The 17,106-nt window shown below is 75.0% G+C and carries 16 protein-coding genes; 7 read left to right on the top strand and 9 right to left on the bottom strand.

Annotated features, from left to right (window positions below):
- Positions 1 to 7: 7 nt before the first annotated feature.
- The 4 genes from ACF073_RS09670 to ACF073_RS09655 all read right to left on the bottom strand — a co-directional run bounded on the left by ACF073_RS09670 (position 8) and on the right by ACF073_RS09655 (position 2,978).
- A complete protein-coding gene (locus ACF073_RS09670; RefSeq protein ID WP_392068043.1) occupies positions 8 to 931 on the bottom strand; it encodes a DMT family transporter in 924 nt (307 codons plus the stop codon).
- Between the two features lie 7 nt (positions 932 to 938).
- Positions 939 to 1,793, bottom strand: a complete 855-nt coding sequence (locus ACF073_RS09665; protein ID WP_392068040.1) for an SDR family NAD(P)-dependent oxidoreductase — start codon at positions 1,791 to 1,793, stop codon at positions 939 to 941.
- A 310-nt stretch (positions 1,794 to 2,103) separates the two neighbouring features.
- Complete coding sequence (locus tag ACF073_RS09660) at positions 2,104 to 2,631, bottom strand: SRPBCC family protein (RefSeq protein WP_392068038.1); 528 nt, start codon at positions 2,629 to 2,631, stop codon at positions 2,104 to 2,106.
- A 26-nt stretch (positions 2,632 to 2,657) separates the two neighbouring features.
- Positions 2,658 to 2,978 (bottom strand): ArsR/SmtB family transcription factor, encoded by a 321-nt coding sequence (locus ACF073_RS09655; protein WP_392068035.1) that lies wholly within the window; start codon positions 2,976 to 2,978, stop codon positions 2,658 to 2,660.
- Positions 2,979 to 3,142: 164 nt separating this feature from the next.
- Between ACF073_RS09655 and ACF073_RS09650 the strand changes: the two genes are divergently transcribed.
- Positions 3,143 to 4,648 (top strand): MFS transporter, encoded by a 1,506-nt coding sequence (locus ACF073_RS09650; RefSeq protein WP_392068033.1) that lies wholly within the window; start codon positions 3,143 to 3,145, stop codon positions 4,646 to 4,648.
- 490 nt (positions 4,649 to 5,138) lie between these two features.
- On the opposite strand, the gene ACF073_RS09645 is transcribed toward ACF073_RS09650, so the two are convergent.
- Positions 5,139 to 5,573, bottom strand: coding sequence for a protease inhibitor (locus ACF073_RS09645; RefSeq protein ID WP_392068030.1), 435 nt, complete (start codon positions 5,571 to 5,573; stop codon positions 5,139 to 5,141).
- Positions 5,574 to 5,993: 420 nt separating this feature from the next.
- Here ACF073_RS09645 and ACF073_RS09640 point away from each other — a divergent pair, with 420 nt between their 5' ends.
- On the top strand, positions 5,994 to 7,163 hold the full coding sequence (locus ACF073_RS09640) for a lactate 2-monooxygenase (RefSeq protein ID WP_392068028.1): 1,170 nt from the start codon (positions 5,994 to 5,996) through the stop codon (positions 7,161 to 7,163).
- Between the two features lie 131 nt (positions 7,164 to 7,294).
- Here the strand turns inward: ACF073_RS09640 and ACF073_RS09635 are convergent, their stop codons facing one another.
- The 3 genes from ACF073_RS09635 to ACF073_RS09625 all read right to left on the bottom strand — a co-directional run bounded on the left by ACF073_RS09635 (position 7,295) and on the right by ACF073_RS09625 (position 9,968).
- The gene (locus tag ACF073_RS09635) at positions 7,295 to 8,980 is read right to left on the bottom strand and encodes an RICIN domain-containing protein (protein WP_392068026.1); all 1,686 of its coding nucleotides are present in this window, start codon (positions 8,978 to 8,980) and stop codon (positions 7,295 to 7,297) included.
- Positions 8,981 to 9,349: 369 nt separating this feature from the next.
- Positions 9,350 to 9,727, bottom strand: coding sequence for a toxin Doc (locus tag ACF073_RS09630; protein ID WP_392068023.1), 378 nt, complete (start codon positions 9,725 to 9,727; stop codon positions 9,350 to 9,352).
- A 1-nt stretch (position 9,728) separates the two neighbouring features.
- Positions 9,729 to 9,968, bottom strand: coding sequence for a hypothetical protein (locus ACF073_RS09625; RefSeq protein WP_392068022.1), 240 nt, complete (start codon positions 9,966 to 9,968; stop codon positions 9,729 to 9,731).
- Positions 9,969 to 10,128: 160 nt separating this feature from the next.
- Here ACF073_RS09625 and ACF073_RS09620 point away from each other — a divergent pair, with 160 nt between their 5' ends.
- The 3 genes from ACF073_RS09620 (at position 10,129) to ACF073_RS09610 (ending at position 14,121) form a co-directional block, all read left to right on the top strand.
- Positions 10,129 to 10,659, top strand: a complete 531-nt coding sequence (locus tag ACF073_RS09620) for a methylated-DNA--[protein]-cysteine S-methyltransferase (RefSeq protein WP_392068019.1) — start codon at positions 10,129 to 10,131, stop codon at positions 10,657 to 10,659.
- 11 nt (positions 10,660 to 10,670) lie between these two features.
- On the top strand, positions 10,671 to 11,393 hold the full coding sequence (locus tag ACF073_RS09615; RefSeq protein ID WP_392068017.1) for a 2OG-Fe(II) oxygenase: 723 nt from the start codon (positions 10,671 to 10,673) through the stop codon (positions 11,391 to 11,393).
- Between the two features lie 331 nt (positions 11,394 to 11,724).
- Positions 11,725 to 14,121: a SpoIIE family protein phosphatase gene (locus ACF073_RS09610; protein WP_392068015.1), complete on the top strand. Its 2,397-nt coding sequence runs from the start codon at positions 11,725 to 11,727 to the stop codon at positions 14,119 to 14,121.
- 39 nt (positions 14,122 to 14,160) lie between these two features.
- Here ACF073_RS09610 and ACF073_RS09605 read toward each other — a convergent pair whose 3' ends face one another.
- Complete coding sequence (locus ACF073_RS09605; RefSeq protein ID WP_392068013.1) at positions 14,161 to 14,709, bottom strand: RNA polymerase sigma factor; 549 nt, start codon at positions 14,707 to 14,709, stop codon at positions 14,161 to 14,163.
- 47 nt (positions 14,710 to 14,756) lie between these two features.
- Between ACF073_RS09605 and ACF073_RS09600 the strand changes: the two genes are divergently transcribed.
- Together ACF073_RS09600 and ACF073_RS09595 are read left to right on the top strand one after the other, a co-directional pair.
- Entirely contained in the window at positions 14,757 to 16,145 is a 1,389-nt protein-coding gene (locus ACF073_RS09600) for a serine/threonine-protein kinase (RefSeq protein WP_392068011.1), read from the top strand.
- 153 nt (positions 16,146 to 16,298) lie between these two features.
- Complete coding sequence (locus ACF073_RS09595; protein ID WP_392068009.1) at positions 16,299 to 17,003, top strand: DUF4232 domain-containing protein; 705 nt, start codon at positions 16,299 to 16,301, stop codon at positions 17,001 to 17,003.
- The last annotated feature ends 103 nt before the right edge of the window (positions 17,004 to 17,106 follow it).

Genomic DNA, 17,106 nt, shown 5'->3' with positions numbered 1-17,106 from the left:
CGCCGGTCTACCTCCTCGGCTCGCGGGACAGCGCGGCGGCGGAGCGGGAGCACGCCTTGGGGCCCGCGGCGTCCCACCCGTCGCCGGCGGACGCGCCGTGGACCAGGCCGACGCTGCCCGCGCCGATCAGGGCGACCCCGACCGCCTCGGGCAGCAGGCTCAGACCCAGGTGGATGGATTCGGCGAACAGCACCCAGCCGAGCACCACGCTGGTGAGCGCGTCGCCGAGGGTGAGCGCGGGCTGGGAGGCCGTCAGCGACCCGGCGGCCAGCGCGCTCTGCAGCAGCAGGAAGGCGACGAGCCCGGCGGCCGCGGTGGCATACGGCGACCAGTGCGCGAGCATCGCGGCCGGCCCGTGCGCGAGCCGCCCCACGGCCTCCTTGAGCAGCGCCGCCGTGACGGCGAAGCACACCGCTGAGGCGAGTCCGAGCAGCGCGGCCCGGGACGCGCCGCGCACCGGACGCGCGGCGGCCACGAGCAGCACGACGACGCCGAGCGCCCCGCCGCCGCCCAGCAGCCAGGCTCCCGGCCGCGCGGTGGTCCGGCCGGGTGACGGAGCGGCCGCCAGCAGGAACAGGGCGAGGCCGCCGGCGAGGGCGACGAACGCCAGCCAGGTCCGGGCATCGGGGCGGCGCCGGAACACGACGCCGCCCACGGCCAGGGTGAACAGCAGCTCGGCGGCGAGCAGGGGCTGGACGAGCGACAGACTGCCCACCGCGAGCGCGCCCGCCTGGAGCAGCCCGGACAGGGCCAGCAGTACGGCGCCCGCCAGCCAGTAGGGGCGCCGTACCAGTCGGGCGAACCGGCGCACGGCGGAGCCCGCACCGCCGCCCGGGTCCGGCTCCTGCACGGCGGCCCGGCGCTGCAGCACGGAGGCGGACGCGTTGGACAGGGCCGCGAGCAGGGCGAGCAGTACCGTGACGGCGGTCATGGCCCGGTCACCCGAAGCGGGCGGCGAGCCGCCGGTAGAGTCCGGGCGCCGCACCGCGCACCAGGGCGGGCAGCCGCAGCCACCCGGGGACGTAGACCTCGTCCCGGCCGCGCAGTACGGCGCTCCACACCGCGTCCGCGACGCGTGCGGCGGGCACGGGCCGGGGCCAGACCCGGGTGTAGGGGGTGCCGCGCCGGTCGAAGAAGGGCGTGTCGACCACACCGGGGATGACGAGGCTGACGCCCACCCCGGTGCCGCGCAGCTCGTAGCGCAGGCAGTCGGCGAAGGTGGCGAGGGCGGCCTTCGACGCGGAGTAGACGGCTTCCCCGCGCACGCCCACGCTGCCGGCGAAGGACCCGATGAGCACGACGCGTCCCGAGCCCGCCGCGACCATGTGGGGCAGCAGGGTGTGCACCAGGTGCACGGTGGCCAGCAGGTCGGTGCCCACGACCTCGTCGATTCGGGCGGCGGGCATGCCGGTGAAGTCGCCGGCCCAGCCGAGGCCGGCGCCCGCCACGAGCAGGTCGAGGCGTCCGAGGTGGCCGAGGGCGAGGTCGGCGAGTGCGCGGTCGGCGCCGGGCCGGGTCAGGTCCGCGGGCAGCGCGACCGCACCGGCCTGCGCGGCCACCTGCTCCAGTCGGGTGACGTCGCGCCCGTTCAGGGCCAGCCGCCAGCCTCCCTCGGCGGCCAGCCGGCGGGCGACGGCCGCACCGATGCCCGAGGAGGCACCCGTCACCAGGGCGGCTCCGCCGCGGCCGGCCCGGGTACCGCCCCGGCCTGCGGCGACGGCCGCCTCCTCGGCCGCTGCGGGCACCGGCCGGGTGCGGTTCGACGGTCCTGCGGGAGAAGGGGCGTGGGACATGGTGACGACCTCACTGCGACGGCGTGCAGGGGTTCGCGAACTCCGGGGCCGGACCCTCGCGGTGTATCCAGGGCGCCACACACTGAAACACCGCGCACGGCGGAGCGCCCGCGCGGGGGCGGGTGCGGCTCGCATCCGGGCGGTGGCGGGTGCGCTCGCATCGGGGCGGGTGACGGCCGCAGCGAGCACCGGCCGGGAGGCGGGCCCGCGCGCCACTCGCGGACGAGGCGGACGAGGCGGACGAGGCGGCGCGGGGCGGCGCGGGAGTGCCGGCCGTCGGGACGGGACGGTCGCAGTCCGGTCGGGAGCGTCAGTCCAGGCCGGGTACCGGGGCGCCGGAGGGGACGCCGGCGGCGAGGTAACCGTCGTAGAACTCCTTCCAGGGCGCGCTCGCCCCGGCGTGCGGGCCCTCGGCGCGCTCGCCGCGTGCCGCGGCGTCGAGGGCGGCGAGGCAGACCTCCCAGCCGGCGCCGTTGCGGGCGGCGGTGTCCGCCGCGCCGAGCACGTCGGTGAGCGTGAACCGGGTGCGGCCCGCGCCCGCCTCCGCCAGATCGAAGTGGAGTTCGTCCTCGCCCCAGGCGAAGGAGAGGTGCCGGGGCGGGTCGACGGCGAGCACCCGGCCGGTGGACTCCGGCATGTTCGGGTCGCCGCTGAACCGGATGGCGCCGCCGGGGCGCAGGTCCATCTCGGCGCGGGAGGGGAACCAGGCGGCGAGTTCGACGGGGTCGGTGACGAAGTGCCAGACCCGGTCGACGGGGTGGTCGTAGGTGCGGCTGAAGCGGACGGCGGGGCGGCCGTCGGGCAGGGTCAGATAGGTGCCGGTGAGGTCTGCGGACATGGCGGTCGGTCCTTCGCTGTGGGGGGTCAGGTGTCGTCCGAGGTCGCGTCGAGGCGCCGGCCCAGGGTGTCCAGGCTGCGGTTCCAGAGTCTGCGGTAGGGCTCGAGCCAGGCGTCGAGCGCGGCGATCGGCGCCGGGTCCAGGGCGTGGACGCGGCGCTGCGCGTCCTGCCTGACCCGGACGAGGCCCGCCTCCCTGAGCACCCTCAGATGCTTGGAGGCGCTCGGCTGGCTGAGTCCGCAGGACTCGGCGATCTCTCCCACGGGGCGGGGGCGCTCCAGCAGGAGCGCGACGATGGCCCGCCGGTGGGGGTCGGCGAGGGCGGTCCAGAGCGCGGCATCGGCCATGCTCTCCAATATGCCCCAGTAGTTATATTCCCGTCAAGGCATGTAAGCAATAAAGAAACGTTGCCGTTTCGCTCGCGCTGGCATAGTCTCCATGTGTACGAAACAGTTTCGTTTACGAGCTGTTTGCCTTTCCGCGCCCGGACGACTTCCCTGGAGTGGCCCCCATGCCCGAGAAGACCCTCGCCGACCCCTCCCGCGCGGGGTCGGCGGCGACAGAGCGGAGCGAGCCCTCGCCCAAGCGGTGGTGGATCCTCGCGGTCGTCGCCATCGCCCAGCTGATGGTGGTCCTCGACGCCACGATCGTGAACATCGCCCTGCCGTCCGCCCAGACCGACCTCGGCTTCTCCGACGGCAACCGGCAGTGGATCGTCACCGCCTACGCGCTGGCCTTCGCCTCACTCCTGCTGCTCGGCGGCCGGATAGCCGACCTGTTCGGCCGCAAGCCCGCCTTCCTCGTCGGCGTCGTCGGCTTCGCCGCGGCCTCCGCGCTGGGCGGCGCCGCGAACGGCTTCACCATGCTGGTCGTCGCCCGCGCGCTGCAGGGCGTCTTCGGCGCACTGCTCGCACCGGCCGCCCTGTCGCTGCTCAACACCACGTTCACCGACGCCAGGGAGCGGGCGCGCGCGTTCAGCGTGTACGGCGCGATCGCCGGCGCGGGCGGCGCGGTCGGCCTGCTGCTCGGCGGGGTGCTGACCGACGCGCTGGACTGGCGCTGGACGCTGTACGTGAACGTGGCCATCGCGGTCATCGCCTTCGCGGGCGGCTGGCTGCTGCTGGGCAACCACCGCGACGCGGCGAACGCCAAGCTCGACGTGCCGGGCACGATCCTGGTCGCCGCCGGTCTGTTCGGCCTGGTCTATGGCTTCTCCAACGCCGAGACCCATGACTGGGGCTCGCCGCTGACCTGGGGCTTCCTGGTCGCGGGCGGTGTGCTGCTGGTGGCCTTCGCCTGGTGGCAGACCCGGACCGCGCACCCGCTGCTGCCGATGCGGATCCTGCTCGACCGCGACCGCGCGGCCTCCTTCCTCGCGGTGCTCATCACCGGCGCCGGCATGTTCGGCGTGTTCCTCTTCCTGACCTACTACCTCCAGCTCAACCTCGGCTTCAGCCCCACCAGGACCGGCGTGGCGTTCCTGCCGATGGTCGGCGCGCTGATGGTGACCGCGCAGGTGGCCACCACGATGCTGATGCCCCGGTTCGGCCCGAAGGCCGTCATCCCGCTGGGCTTCGCCGTCGCCACGGCCGGCATGGCCTGGCTGACCGGCCTCGGCCTCGGCTCCGACTACCTCGGCGCGGTGCTGCCGCAGCTGATCGTGATCGGTGTGGGCCTCGGCATGGTCATGCCGCCGGCCATGCAGCTGGCCACCGGCGGGGTCGCGGCCGAGGACGCGGGCGTGGCCTCCGCGACCGTGAACGCCATGCAGCAGGTGGGCGGATCGATCGGCACGGCCCTCTTGAACACCCTCGCGGCGAGCGCGGCCACCGACTACCTGTCCGGCCGGGACGTCACCAGCAAGGCGGTGCAGGCGCAGGCCACGATCGAGAGCTACACCACCGCCTTCTGGTGGTCGTCGGTGCTCTTCGGCGCGGGCGCGGTGATCGCTTTTCTGCTCTACCGCCGCGGGGTGCCGCGGCAGGACGCGGACGCCGCACCCGTCGTCCACATGTGAGCGAGCGGGCCGCACGGGAGCGAGCGGGCCGCATGTGAGCGAGCGGGCCGCACGGGAGCGAGCGGGCCGCATGAGAGCGAGCGGGCGCACCGCCCACCGGTCCCGAGGGGCCGCCGTCAGCAGGGAGACGGCGGCCCCTCGCCCTGCCCCGGACACACGAGCGGGCGGAGGGCACTCGCCCTCCGCCGCGACGTCCCGCGCCGGTTCCGTGTCGCTCTGTGTGCCCGCCGGTACGGTCGCCACCACCCCTGGTGCGACACGAGTCACCTGACCCGGGCCTCGACACCCGATTGAAACCGGTTGTTTTTCGCCGCTCTCCGGGCGGTCCCCCACGGACCGGCCCGGAGAGCGGCTTGTGCCCGAGGCCGGCGGGCGGCCCCACTCCGCCCGCCTGCCCCGGTGCGAGATCGCAGGTTCCCCGCTCCAGGGGGCCGCACTCCCCAGTTGCGGGCCTGATCCGGCGTCACGAGGACCCGTGCGATCCCGGTCTTTAGAACGCGAAGAGGCTGCCGCTGGCGGCATCCCTCATGCACGCGTTGCCGAAGCTGCGCTCGTAGGAGACGCGCTTGCCCTGCCAGACACCCTGGACCGTGACGACGACGGGGTCGTACAGCTTGGTACACATCACGCCGTCCGCCGCCTTCAGGGCGTCGAAGTCGCCGCCGACGCCGCGCAGTTCCGCGCAGGCGGCGGCCGCGGCCGGGTGGGTACCGGAGGCCGTGGGCGCGCAGTTCAGGGTGACGGCGCGCTCCGGAGTGGCCGTGGCCGCGTCGTTTCCGTGGCCGGTGACGAGCACCAGGGCCGACGGGGCGTAGAGCGACGACGGGGCGGCGCCCGGTGCAGCGACGGCGTCCCCGATCAGGGGTCCGCAAACGGCGGCGGCCGTGAGACCGAGTGCCGCTGCCCAGCGCGCGGTGTTCCGCATTGTGTGCATCCTTCCGCTCGAGATTCGTGGTTGCCGGCTCCGGTCCGGTCGGGCGCCGGAGCAGCGAGCGCCACTCTGCCGAGTCCGGGAGCGAAACTCACACCCCACCCACGGGTTTCAGTAACCTTTCGTGTTGAAGCAGTGGCGTGAAGTCACGGAATTCGAACGCCGTGACCCCGGAACAGAGCCACTCCCCCGCTCTGAGAGCGCTCAGCTGGCTGAAAAGAAGCGCTTCGTTAATCGTCCTGAAACATGCCGACTCTGTTCGTTACAAGTCCCCTCATGACTCCCTGTGTTCATGAAGTGATCACCAGGAGCGGGTGGCTCCGCCATTCGGCCGGCCGGTCGGGGTACTGCCGCAACCGAAGCGCCGGTCCTATCGTCGGGTGCGCACGCTGCCGGCGATGAGCGGGAGGACGGATGGCACAGCACCGGGCGGACTTCCAGAGCGAGATCTACGGCAACGGGAGGGCCGGGGCGGTGCCCCGGCTGCCCACCGACCTGACCCGGCTGGAGTCGCTGGCCGAGCACCGGCTCGCTCCCGGACCGGCGGGCTACGTGGCGGGCGCCGCTGGGGACGGGAGCACGGCCCGCGCCAACCGGGCGGCCCTCGCCCGGCGCCGGATCGTGCCGCGCATGCTGCGGGACGTGCACGAGCGCGACCTCACGACCGAGGTGCTCGGGCGCACCCTGCCTGCGCCCCTCGCCCTGGCCCCCGTCGGGGTGCTGTCGATCATGCATCCGGACGCCGAGCGCGCCGCCGCCCGGGCCGCGGCCGCGCAGGGCGTGCCGTTCACCCTGTCGTCGGCGTCGAGCACACCGCTGGAGCGGGTGGCGGAGGCGATGGGGGACGCCGAGCGGTGGTTCCAGCTGTACTGGGGCAAGGACCGCGAGGTGACCCGGAGTTTCCTCGCCCGGGCGGCGGGTGCCGGGTTCACCGTGCTGGTCGTCACCCTGGACACCCCGATGGTGGGATGGCGCCCCCGCGACCTCGACCAGGCGTATCTGCCGTTCCTGCACGGCGTGGGCACCGCCAACTACTTCACCGACCCGGCCTTCCGCGCCGGACTGGCCAAGCCGGTGCACGAGGATCCGGACGCGGCCGTGACACACTTCCTCGGGCTGTTCGGGGACACCGGCCACACCTGGCCGGACCTGGCCTTCATACGTGAACACTGGGACGGGCCGATCGTCCTCAAGGGCATCCTGCACCCCGACGACGCCCGGCTGGCCGCGGAGTGCGGCATGGACGGGGTGGTGGTCTCCAACCACGGCGGCCGGCAGGTGGCCGGCTCGGTCGCGGCGGCCGACGCGCTGCCCCGGGTCGCGGACGCGGTCGGGGACCGGCTGACCGTGCTGTTCGACAGCGGGGTGCGCACCGGCGACGACGTGTTCAAGGCCCTTGCCCTCGGCGCCCGGGCGGTACTGCTCGGACGGCCCTATGTCTACGGACTCGGCCTGGACGGCCAGCAGGGCGTGGACCATGTCCTGCGCTGTCTGCTGGCCGAGTTCGACCTGACCCTCGCCCTGTCCGGCCACGCGGGCCCTGCCACGGTGAGCCGGGCCGACCTGAGCGAGGACCCGGCCTGAGCGAGGACTCCGGCCGGACGAGGAGCCCGTCCGGCCGGGACCCCGGCGCTCCGACGACGCACCTCACGGCCCCTCGCTGCGCGTCACCTTCCTCGGCGCTCCTCGGTACTCCCCGGTGTTCCCCGGTGTTCCTAGGAATCGCGCTCCGGCAGATCCGCGTGCCGGGCCCGCGGGCCCTCCGTACCGGCGGTCGACAGGGAGCCGGGCCCTGCCGTCGGCGCGGCGGTCGTCCAGCGCTGTGCGGCGGAGCCGTCCCTGACCTTGACGACGAGATCGGCGCCGGACTGGTCGCCGGCGGCGGAGAGGGCGAGGGTGCGGTCCCAGCGGGGCAGGAACTCGCCCTGCGGGGTCAGGTCGTAGCGCACGTCGTCGCCGCGTCGCGACCCGGCTCCGGCGCAGTCGCCGAGGAGGACCACGCCGGCGTCCGCGTGCGAGTCCAGGCACAGGCCGGAGCCGGCCGCGTTGCGCAACTGCCCGTCGTCGTAGGTCCACTGCTGGGTGGCCACCGTGGTGCACACGGCCAGGACGGTGCTCGCCCCGGCCACGGGCGTGCCCTTGACGTCGAGGCAGAGTCCGGCCGCGACATTGCGCACCGGGCCCGGCCGGCCGGCGGCGGGCAGGCTTCCGGTACCCGGCGCGGTGGCGGATCCCGGCGCGGACGAGGCGCCGGGCACGGCGCTGGTGGCGACCGGGTCGATACCGTCGTCGCCGTCCGGCCACACGACGACCGCGAGGACGGTGGCGAGCAGCCCGGCCGAGGCCACACCGACACCGGTCAGCAGAGTCCGGGACGACCAGAAGGTGCCGGGCACGCGGACCCCGGAGCCGCCGGCGAGGAAGCGGGCCCGCTGCCCGGACCCGCCCTCCTCGGCCCGGCGCCGACCGCCGGGCGCGGTCGCCCGGCCGAGCAGCCCCGGCCTGCCGCCGCCGCGCCGGCGCCCGCCGGAGCGCCGGGAGCCGCCGCGGGCGCGGGCGGGTCCCGGACGGCGGCCGGGGCGCGAGTCGAGGTAGCGGCGGGCACCCCAGCCGAGCACGGCCTCGGCGAGCAGCACGCCCAGGGCGGCGTCGCAGTGACCCAGTTGCTCGGCCGCGTGCCGGCAGTAGGCGCAGCCGGACAGATGCTCCTGGACGTCGGACAGCAGCGCGCCGCCCCGGCGGATCGGGACGTCGAGCAGCCGGTTGTAGTAACGGCACTCCTTGCCGGGCGCGAGTTCCCGGTGGGCGCGGACCAGGCCCTCGCGGAATTTCTCCCGGGCCTGCTCCAGGGCGGCCGTGGCGCTTTCGATGTCCACGCCGAGCAGTGCGGCGGGCACGTCCAGCGGTTCGGCCTCCACCTCGGTGTGCCACAGCAGTGCCTGTTCCAGCCGGGAGAGGCTGTGGTACGAACTGTCGGTCAGGGCGCGGTTCTCCGGTATCCGCGGCTGTGCGGCGCGCATCCCGCGGCCCCCGGCGGGCTGGGCGAGTCCGGGCAGTACGGCGGTGATCCGGTCCGTCGCGGACCAGGTGGCGACCGTGTCCCGGACGGCCACCAGCAGGCGGGGCCGCAGCGCCTCGGCGGGTTCGCCGAGCGCGAGCCGGCCGAAGACCTGGTGGAACGCGGTGCCGGTGACCATATGGGCGAGGGACCCGGAGGCGGCGAGGCAGATGACCGCGTACTCCTGGGCCGGCGTCCAGTGCCGGGCCATCAGAAGGGCGGCGGACCGCGATGCCTCCGCGTCGGAACCGGCCCGCAGCGGACCGGCGAGGAACGCGTCGGATTCCCCGGGTTCGGCGCCGGGCGGCGGATAGGGCGGACGAGGGGGGTGAGGGGTGGGCACGTGGGCGGATTCCTTCGGCGCGTGGTGCGTGGTGCCTGTCTCCCGCGCTCCTGCGCGCTCTCACCCGCGCGCAGGGAGCGGAATTGCACCGCGCTCGAACCCTTGCACAACTTCCACACGAGCAACAAGGCGCACGTAGGACATCGACAGGATTGAAAGAAAGTCAGAAATAGGCCGCCGGCGAGGGATTGCGGCGAAGGCGGCCGGATTCTTCTGGCGCCCCGTGTGAAAAGCGCGCACACACCGGCCGGACACGCACGCTCCCGGCGTGTGCGGCCCGGTAGTGGACTGGGTGCCGGCCCTCCTCGGAAGGGCCCCGCACCCGGCCGGCGGCTCCGGCGGCCTCCCCCGCCGGCCGGGCCATCGTGGTCAGATCTGCCAGGAGCGGAGCCGGTCGGCGGCGCCGTACACATCGGTCTTGCCGGAGATCAGATCGCGGGCCAGGTCGACGAGGGCGCCGTAGGGCGGGTCGATGCCGACGCCGCTGACGAACATGTAGGCCACGGCGGTGGCGCAGGCGAACCGGGCGTTGGCCGCGGGCAGCGGCTTGAGCAGCGCGAGGGTGTGCAGCAGCGCGGCGGCACGCCAGGCCGCGTCGGAGTCCACGCCGAGCCGGGGCGGGTCCACGCGGTGCCGGGCGACGGCGGCGACCAGCGCGGAGAAGTCGTCCACGAAGGGCTGGTCGGGCAGGACCTCCTCGTGCCGCTGGAGCAGCCACGGGACGTCGATATGGATGACAGAGGGCACCTCAGGCGGCCTCGCCCTTGGCGGGGAGCTCGTCGTCGGGGAAGGCGGCGGCGAACTCCTCGGCGTGGCCGGCGAAGAAGCGGCGGAAGGCCTCGGCGCCCTCCTGCAGGGCCCGGTGCCGGGCGATGTCGGCCGCGGCGGCCTCGCGTACGAGGGCCTTCATCGACGTACCGCGCTCCTTGGCGATCTGCCGCAGGTCCTCTAGTTCCCGTTCGCTGAACTCCACATTCAGAGCTGGCATGCCCTCACGGTACCTCGCGGGTACTCACGGGTAAATATCCGCAGGTCAAGCGGCATCCCGCACGGTACCGTCCGGGCCGAGAGCCATGTCCGATTCCCGCCGGTGACGCGGTGCGCCGCGCAGCAGACTCGACAGCACGGAACCAGCCGAGGAGGACCCCATGCCGACGCACACCGTCCGCACCGCACCCGCCGTGCACACCGTCCATCCGGGCCCGCTGGGCGATCTGCTGCTGACCGGCTCCGTCTCCCCGGAGGGCCGTGTCACGCTCGCCTCGCTGTCCCTGCCCGGGCAGCGCGGAGCCCCCGCGGTCCGCGCCGAGGACCGCGACGACCGGCCCTTCGCCGAGGCGCACCGCCAGCTTGACGCGTACTTCGCGGGCCGCCGGACCCGCTTCGACCTGCCCCTCTCCCCCGCGGGCAGCCCGTTCCAGCGGACCGTGTGGCAGGCCCTCGACACCGTCCCCTACGGCACCACGACGACGTACGGCGAACTGGCCGCCCGGCTCGGGGTGCCCCGGTCCGAGATCCGCGCGGTGGGCCGGGCCCTGGGCGCCAACCCCCTGCTGCTGATCCGGCCGTGTCACCGGGTGGTCGGCGCCGACGGCACGCTGCGCGGCTACGCCGGCGGGGTCGAGCGGAAACGGTGGCTGCTCACGCACGAGGGCGCGCTCCAGCCGACGCTGCTGTGACGGGAGGACCCATGACGCTCACCCCGGCCGAGATCCGCCGCCGGGCGGACGACACCGACTGGACCGCGCTCGCGGCCGAGCTGGACGCGTACGGCTGCGCGCCCACCGGCCCGCTGCTGACGCCCGCCGAATGCGCGGACCTGGCCGCCCTGTACGACCGCACCGAGCTGTTCCGCACCACGGTCGACCTGGCACGGCACCGCTTCGGCGCCGGCGAGTACCGCTACTTCACGCACGAGCCGCCCGCCCCGGTCGCCGCGCTGCGGGCCGCGCTCTATCCCCGGCTGCTGCCGGTCGCCCGGGACTGGGCGGCCCGGCTGGGCCGTCCGGCGCCCTGGCCCGACTCGCTCGACGCCTGGCTGGCGCGCTGCCACGCGGCCGGGCAGGACCGGTCGGCGCAGATCCTGCTCCGCTACGGTCCCGGCGACTGGAACGCCCTGCACCGGGACGTCTTCGGCGAACTGGTCTTCCCGCTCCAGGTGGTGATCGGGCTGGACGTCCACGGCACCGACTACGCCGGCGGCGAGTTCCTCATGGTCGAGCAGCGTCCGCGCGCCCAGTCCCGGGGCACGGCGAGTGTCCTGCACCAGGGGCACGGGCTGGTGTTCACCACCCGGGACCGCCCCGTGCGCTCGCGCCGCGGCTGGTCGGCCGGGGCCGTGCGGCACGGGGTGAGCACCGTGCGGTGGGGGCGGCGCCGGACACTGGGCCTGGTCTTCCACGACGCCGCCTGACCGCCCGGGTCCGTGCGGTCCCGCCCCACCCCGGCTGATACGGACCGCGTCGAAGGTGGCGGCTCTCCCTCATCAGGGACCGCACACACTCACAACTGATCATGAACAAGCAGATTCTGACGGTCTGGCATACATGAACGCCAAGGGTTCGGGCCTTCGCGGGCGATCCCGGAGCCGGAGGGGCCGATTTTCCCCGCGCCTTCTTCGCCGCCCTGTTCGACCGGCCGACCGATCCGCCCGGGATCGGCATTCACGGGCGGTTCCGACGCACTACGCTGGAACACGAGAGGTGCCACCTGTTCACTGTGAGTGTGCGCTGGGAGCGGCGACGATGAGCCGGGTCTATCCGTTCGACGACGCGGCGACGGCCCGGGCTGTCGTCGGCGACGACGGAACGTTGGTGGAGTGGAACGAGGGTGCCCGGCGCCTGCTCGGCCACCCCGCCGAAGCCGTCCTCGGCCGCCCCGCCGCGGAGCTGCTGGCCGGCCCCGGCCCCGGGGCCCGGCCCCCGGGGCGCCGCTGGGACGGCACGCTCGGACTGCGCCACCGCGACGGCCGTACCGTCCGGGTGTGGCTGCTCGCCCACCACCGCCCGCCGCACGACGGGCGCCCGGGCGGCTGGCTCGTGGTCGCCCCGCTCGCCGGCACGGAGCCGGCCGCGGCGCACGACCCGCTCGCCGAGGCGGGCCTGCTCCAGTCGCCGTGCGCGATCGCGGTGTACGACGACCGGCTGCGGCTGCGCCGGATGAACGAGGCGATGGCCGAGGTCGTCGGCCTGCCGGAGGAGCGGGTACGCGGGCTCAGGCTCTCGGAGATCGGCGGCCGGCGGCAGAGCGAGGAGCTGGAGGAGGGCCTGCTCCAGGTGCTGACCTCGGGCCGGCCGCTGGACGTGCGGACCTTCCTGCGCACCGGCGTCCAGGACCGGAAGCACGCCTGGCTCGCCCGTATGGCGCCGGTCCTGGACGCGGCGGGCCGGGTGTCCGGCGTGTGCGTGTCCGCGCACGACGTCACCGACAACTACCGGGCCCGGCAGCGGCTGCAGCTGGTCAACGAGGCCAGCGTGCGCATCGGGACCACCCTCGACGTGACCGCTACGGCACAGGAGCTGGCGGACGTGTGCGTGCCCGCCCTCGCCGACTTCGTCACCATCGACCTGCTGGACCCGCACGAGCAGGGCGGTGAGCCCCCGGCCCGGGTCACCGCGCCGGTGCGGCTGCGGCGGGCCGCGCACCGCTCGGTGCTCGACGGCGTGCCGGAGGCGGTGATCAAGCCCGGCCAGACGGAGGAGTACCCGGACTTCTCCCCGCAGACCGACGCCCTGACCGCGTGCCGCACGATCAACACCTCGGTGGCCGACGGCGAGATCGACCCCTGGCTCGACTGGCACGGGGAGCGCGGCGAGCGGGTGCGCGAGTTCGGCATCCACTCCGCGATGTCGGTGCCGATCCGGGCGCGCGGACTGACCCTCGGGGTCGCCGTGCTCATCCGGCACCGCAGCCCGGACCCGTTCAGCGCGGACGACGTGCTGCTGGCCGAGGAGGTCACCGCGCGGGCCGCCGTCTGCATCGACAACGCCCGCCGCTACTCGCGCGAGCGGGAGACCGCGCTCGCCCTCCAGCGCAGCCTGCTGCCCCGCTCGCTGCCGCGCACGGCCGCGCTGGAGGCATCCTCCCGCTATCTGCCGGCCGCGCGGGCCGGGGTGGGCGGCGACTGGTTCGACGTGATCCCGCTGTCCGGGCTGCGGGTCGCGATGGTCGTCGGGGACGTCGTCGGGCACGGTGTCCAGGCCTCGGCGACGATGGGCCGGCTGCGCACCGCCGTACGCACCCTGGCCGACATCGACCTGGCCCCGGACGAACTGCTGACCCACCTGGACGATCTGGTGCTGCGGCTCTCGGACGAGTCCGGCGGCGAGGGCAGCCCCGGCGAGGTCGGCGCGACCTGCCTGTACGCCGTCTACGACCCGGTGTCCCGGCGCTGCACCCTGGCCCGTGCCGGGCATCCGCCGCCGGTGCTGCTGCGGCCGGGCGGCCGGCCGCAGCTGCTCGACCTGCCCGCCGGCCCCCCGCTGGGCCTCGGCGGCCTGCCGTTCGAGTCCGCCGAGCTGGAACTGCCCGAGGGCACGGTCCTCGCCCTGTACACGGACGGTCTGATGCTGTCCCGGGACCGGGACGGGGACACCGGCCGCGACCTGCTGTACCGGGCGCTCGGCCAGGACACCGAGGCAGGGGGCACGGACGCCCTGGACGGGACCTGCGACCGCATCCTGCACGCCCTGCTGCCGTCCGGGGGCGCCGCCGACGATGTGGCGCTGCTGCTCGCGCGGACCCGCTGCCTGCCCGCCTCCCAGGTGGCGAACTGGGACGTCCCGGCCGACCCGGCGCTGGTCGCGTCGGTCCGCAAGCAGGTCGTGGAGCAGCTGGACGCCTGGTCGCTGAGCGCCGCCTCGTTCACCGCCGAGCTGGTGGTCAGCGAGCTGGTCACCAACGCCATCCGGTACGGCTCGCACCCGATCCGGCTCCGGCTCGTCCACGACGCGACCACGCTGATCTGCGAGGTCTCCGACACCAGCCACACCGCCCCGCACCTGCGCCGGGCCAAGACCTTCGACGAGGGCGGCCGGGGGCTGCTGCTGGTCGCCCAGCTCACCCAGCGCTGGGGCAGCCGGCCCACCGCGGACGGCAAGACGATCTGGGCCGAGCTGCCGCTGTACGAGGAGGGCGGGTAGGGCGGGTAGGGCGGCCGGGACCGGGCGGCGCTGGCGGGCTCAGCGGGCGGCCAGCCACGGCCGTACCTGCTTGCGGGCCTCGTGCAGCCGCGATTTGAAGGTGCCGAGCGGGATCCCGGCGCGCTCGGCGGCCTCGGCGTAGTCCAGCTGGCAGATGTCCCGGTACACCAGGGGCGCGACCAGGTGCGGATGCTCCCGCTCCAGCCGGTCGAGCGCCTCCAGCAGATCCACCCGGGAGCCGGCGATGACGCTGGTGGTGCGCGGGTCGACGGCGTACGCCGGCTCGATGGCGGCGGGCTGTTCGACGGCCCGCCGCTTCAGCTCGCGGTACTTCTGCCGGCAGCAGTTGGCGACGACGGTGTACAGCCAGGTGCCGAAGCGGCTGCGCCCCTGGAAGCCGGTGATGTGCCGGGCCACCTGGAGCAGCACGTCCTGGGCGGCCTCCTCGGCGTCCTCCCGGCAGGGCAGGAAGCGCGCGCAGCGGCGCACGACCTCCGGCCGGATCTCGGTGAGCAGCCGGTCGAGGGCCGCGCTGTCGCCGCCTGCGGCGTACCGGGCGAGGTCTTCCATCGGCGCCTGGTCCTGCACGGAAGGGCTCCCCTCCAAGTCGATCTCAGGCCAGGCATGATAGTCGTATGCACCCCCTGGAGCGGATCGGCCGCCACCGCCTGGAACGGCCGCTGGGCAGCGGCGCCTTCGCCACGGTGTGGCTCGCCCATGACCCCGAGCTCCAGGCTCCGGTGGCGGTGAAGGTGCTCGCCGAGAACTGGGCGCACCGGCTCGACATCAGGGAGCGCTTCCTGTCCGAGGCGCGGCTGCTGCGCCGGGCCGGTTCCGGCCGGCTGGTGCAGGTCTACGACATCGGGGAACTCCCGGACGGCAGGCCGTACTTCGTGATGGAGTACGCCGCCGGCGGGACCCTCGCCGATCTGCTGGCGGACGGTCCGCTGCCGGTGCGGGACGCGCTGGCGCTGACGGCCGAGGCCGCGCGCGGCGCCGCCGCACTGCACGAGGCGGGCATCGTGCACCGCGACATCAAGCCGACCAATGTGCTGCTGCACACCGCCCCGGACGGCAGCCGGCGGGTGCTGCTGGCCGACCTGGGGCTCGCCAAGAGCCTCGCGCAGGCCTCGGTGCTGACCCTGGCCGCGGGTTCCGCCGGCTATCAGCCGCCGGAGCAGGCCGAGCCCGGCGAGGGCATCGACGAGCGGGCGGACGTCTACAGCCTGGGCGCGGTCGGCTACGAGCTGCTCACCGGTACCGTGCCGGGCCCGCCGGGCAAGGTGGTGCCGCCCCGGCGGCTGCGGCCGGAGCTGGGCGAGGACGTGGAGCGGGCCCTGCTGCGCGCGCTGGAGCCGGACCGGGCGCGGCGCTGGCCCAGCGCGCTCGCCTTCGCCGGGGAGCTGGACCGGCTGAGGGCCGGCCCCTCGGCGGGGCGCGGACGCCGTCTCGACGGGGTGCGCGGCCGGCTCAACGGCGTGACCCTGGCGCTCGCCGCGGTCCTCGCCGCCACCGCCGCCGGGGTCACGGTGACCGTGGCGCTGCACCGGGACGGCGCAGCGGACGACGGCACCCGGGTCGCGGACGCCACCGGGCGGGTGACCCTGAAGGTGCCCGCCGGCTGGGGCCGTGAGCTGCGCGACTCCGGCTGGGACCCGCACGCGCTCGGGCTGCCCGAGGGGCACCAGCCGGGGCTCGTGGTGGCCGACGACCTGTCCCGCTGGTCCGATCTGCGCACCACCGTGAACGGGGTCTTCGTCGGGGTCGACGCGCACGGCGACGTCACCGCGAAGGTCAAGGCGCTCGCCCACTCCGGCTGCCGCTACACGGGCTCCCGCGCCTTCGCGGACTCCCGCTGGCACGGGCTGGTCCGGGCCTGGAGCCGGTGCCCGGGCGGCGGCTCGGTCACCGAGTCCGCGCTGGTCCCGGCGGACGCCGCGCGGCCGCAGGTGTACGTGCAGGTGCGCCAGCGGGGCGAGGGCGACGCGACCGACGGCGTACTCCGTTCGCTGCGGGTGGCGTGAAAGGTGCCTGCCGGGGGTCACGGCGGGGAAAAGATTCCGGCATGTCCCGAACTTTTCCGGCGGTACGCGCATCGGACGGTGGTGACGGCGCACCCGGCGCCGTAGGCACGCGTCCCGGTCGCGTGCCGTGACCCTCCAGGAGTGTTGAGCGACATGGTGCACACCCCCCGGTCCGCGCGGCACGGAGCCCTGCTCGCGGGCGCGGTCGCCGTGCTGGGCCTGTTGACCGCCTGCGGCAACGGCACGGACGTCCACAGCGAACCACCGGTCACCGCCTCCGGCACGGCCGCGCCCGCGCAGGACGACAAGAGCGGCGGCCCCCCGTCCGCCCCGGCATCCGCCCCTGACTCCGCCCCGGCCAGGACCGCCCCGTCCGCGGTGCCCGGGACGACGGGCGCGGGCGGCGGCGGTACGACCGCGACCAGGACGGCAGCGGCGAGTTCCCGCTGCCACACCTCCGAGCTGCGCGCCTCCGTGGGCCGCAACGACCCGGGCGCCGGCCAGGAGAACTTCCCGGTGGTGCTCACCAACGGCTCCGGCCGGACCTGCACCCTGCGCGGATATCCGGGCGCGGCCTTCGTGACCGCCTCCGGAAGCCAGCTCGGTGCCGACCCCCAGCGGGAGCCCGGCTCGCCGGTGACCGTGACGCTCAGGCCCGGGCAGAGCGCCTGGGCCGGGCTGACCTTCTCCAACCCGGGGATCAGCGGGGCGAAGCCGGGCACCCCGGCCGCGCTGCTGGTCACCCCGCCCAACGAGCGTGACCCGCTGAAGGTGTCCTGGTCGGGCGGGCAGGTGCCGGTCTCCGGCACCTCCTCGTCGGTCCGGCTGAGCGTGCTCAGCCCCGGCACCGGTCCCTGACCGGGGGGCCGGGGGGGGGGGGGGGGGGGGGGGGGGGGGGGGGCCGGGGGGGGGGGGGGGGGGGGGGGGGGGGGGGGGGGGGGGGGGGGGGGGGGGGGGACGT

The organism is Streptomyces sp. NPDC015171 (assembly GCF_043079545.1).
Classification (GTDB): Bacteria; Actinomycetota; Actinomycetes; order Streptomycetales; family Streptomycetaceae; genus Streptomyces.
This window is presented reverse-complemented; position numbering and strand designations above follow the sequence as displayed.

What these genes read in the sequence shown, in the direction of transcription:
- ACF073_RS09670 (WP_392068043.1), bottom strand. Translation starts at nt 931, where the DNA reads ATGACCGCCGTCACGGTACTGCTCGCCCTGCTCGCGGCCCTGTCCAAC.
- ACF073_RS09665 (WP_392068040.1), bottom strand. Translation starts at nt 1,793, where the DNA reads ATGTCCCACGCCCCTTCTCCCGCAGGACCGTCGAACCGCACCCGGCCG.
- ACF073_RS09660 (WP_392068038.1), bottom strand. Translation starts at nt 2,631, where the DNA reads ATGTCCGCAGACCTCACCGGCACCTATCTGACCCTGCCCGACGGCCGC.
- ACF073_RS09655 (WP_392068035.1), bottom strand. Translation starts at nt 2,978, where the DNA reads ATGGCCGATGCCGCGCTCTGGACCGCCCTCGCCGACCCCCACCGGCGG.
- ACF073_RS09650 (WP_392068033.1), top strand. Translation starts at nt 3,143, where the DNA reads ATGCCCGAGAAGACCCTCGCCGACCCCTCCCGCGCGGGGTCGGCGGCG.
- ACF073_RS09645 (WP_392068030.1), bottom strand. Translation starts at nt 5,573, where the DNA reads ATGCGGAACACCGCGCGCTGGGCAGCGGCACTCGGTCTCACGGCCGCC.
- ACF073_RS09640 (WP_392068028.1), top strand. Translation starts at nt 5,994, where the DNA reads ATGGCACAGCACCGGGCGGACTTCCAGAGCGAGATCTACGGCAACGGG.
- ACF073_RS09625 (WP_392068022.1), bottom strand. Translation starts at nt 9,968, where the DNA reads ATGCCAGCTCTGAATGTGGAGTTCAGCGAACGGGAACTAGAGGACCTG.
- ACF073_RS09620 (WP_392068019.1), top strand. Translation starts at nt 10,129, where the DNA reads ATGCCGACGCACACCGTCCGCACCGCACCCGCCGTGCACACCGTCCAT.
- ACF073_RS09615 (WP_392068017.1), top strand. Translation starts at nt 10,671, where the DNA reads ATGACGCTCACCCCGGCCGAGATCCGCCGCCGGGCGGACGACACCGAC.
- ACF073_RS09610 (WP_392068015.1), top strand. Translation starts at nt 11,725, where the DNA reads ATGAGCCGGGTCTATCCGTTCGACGACGCGGCGACGGCCCGGGCTGTC.
- ACF073_RS09600 (WP_392068011.1), top strand. Translation starts at nt 14,757, where the DNA reads ATGCACCCCCTGGAGCGGATCGGCCGCCACCGCCTGGAACGGCCGCTG.
- ACF073_RS09595 (WP_392068009.1), top strand. Translation starts at nt 16,299, where the DNA reads ATGGTGCACACCCCCCGGTCCGCGCGGCACGGAGCCCTGCTCGCGGGC.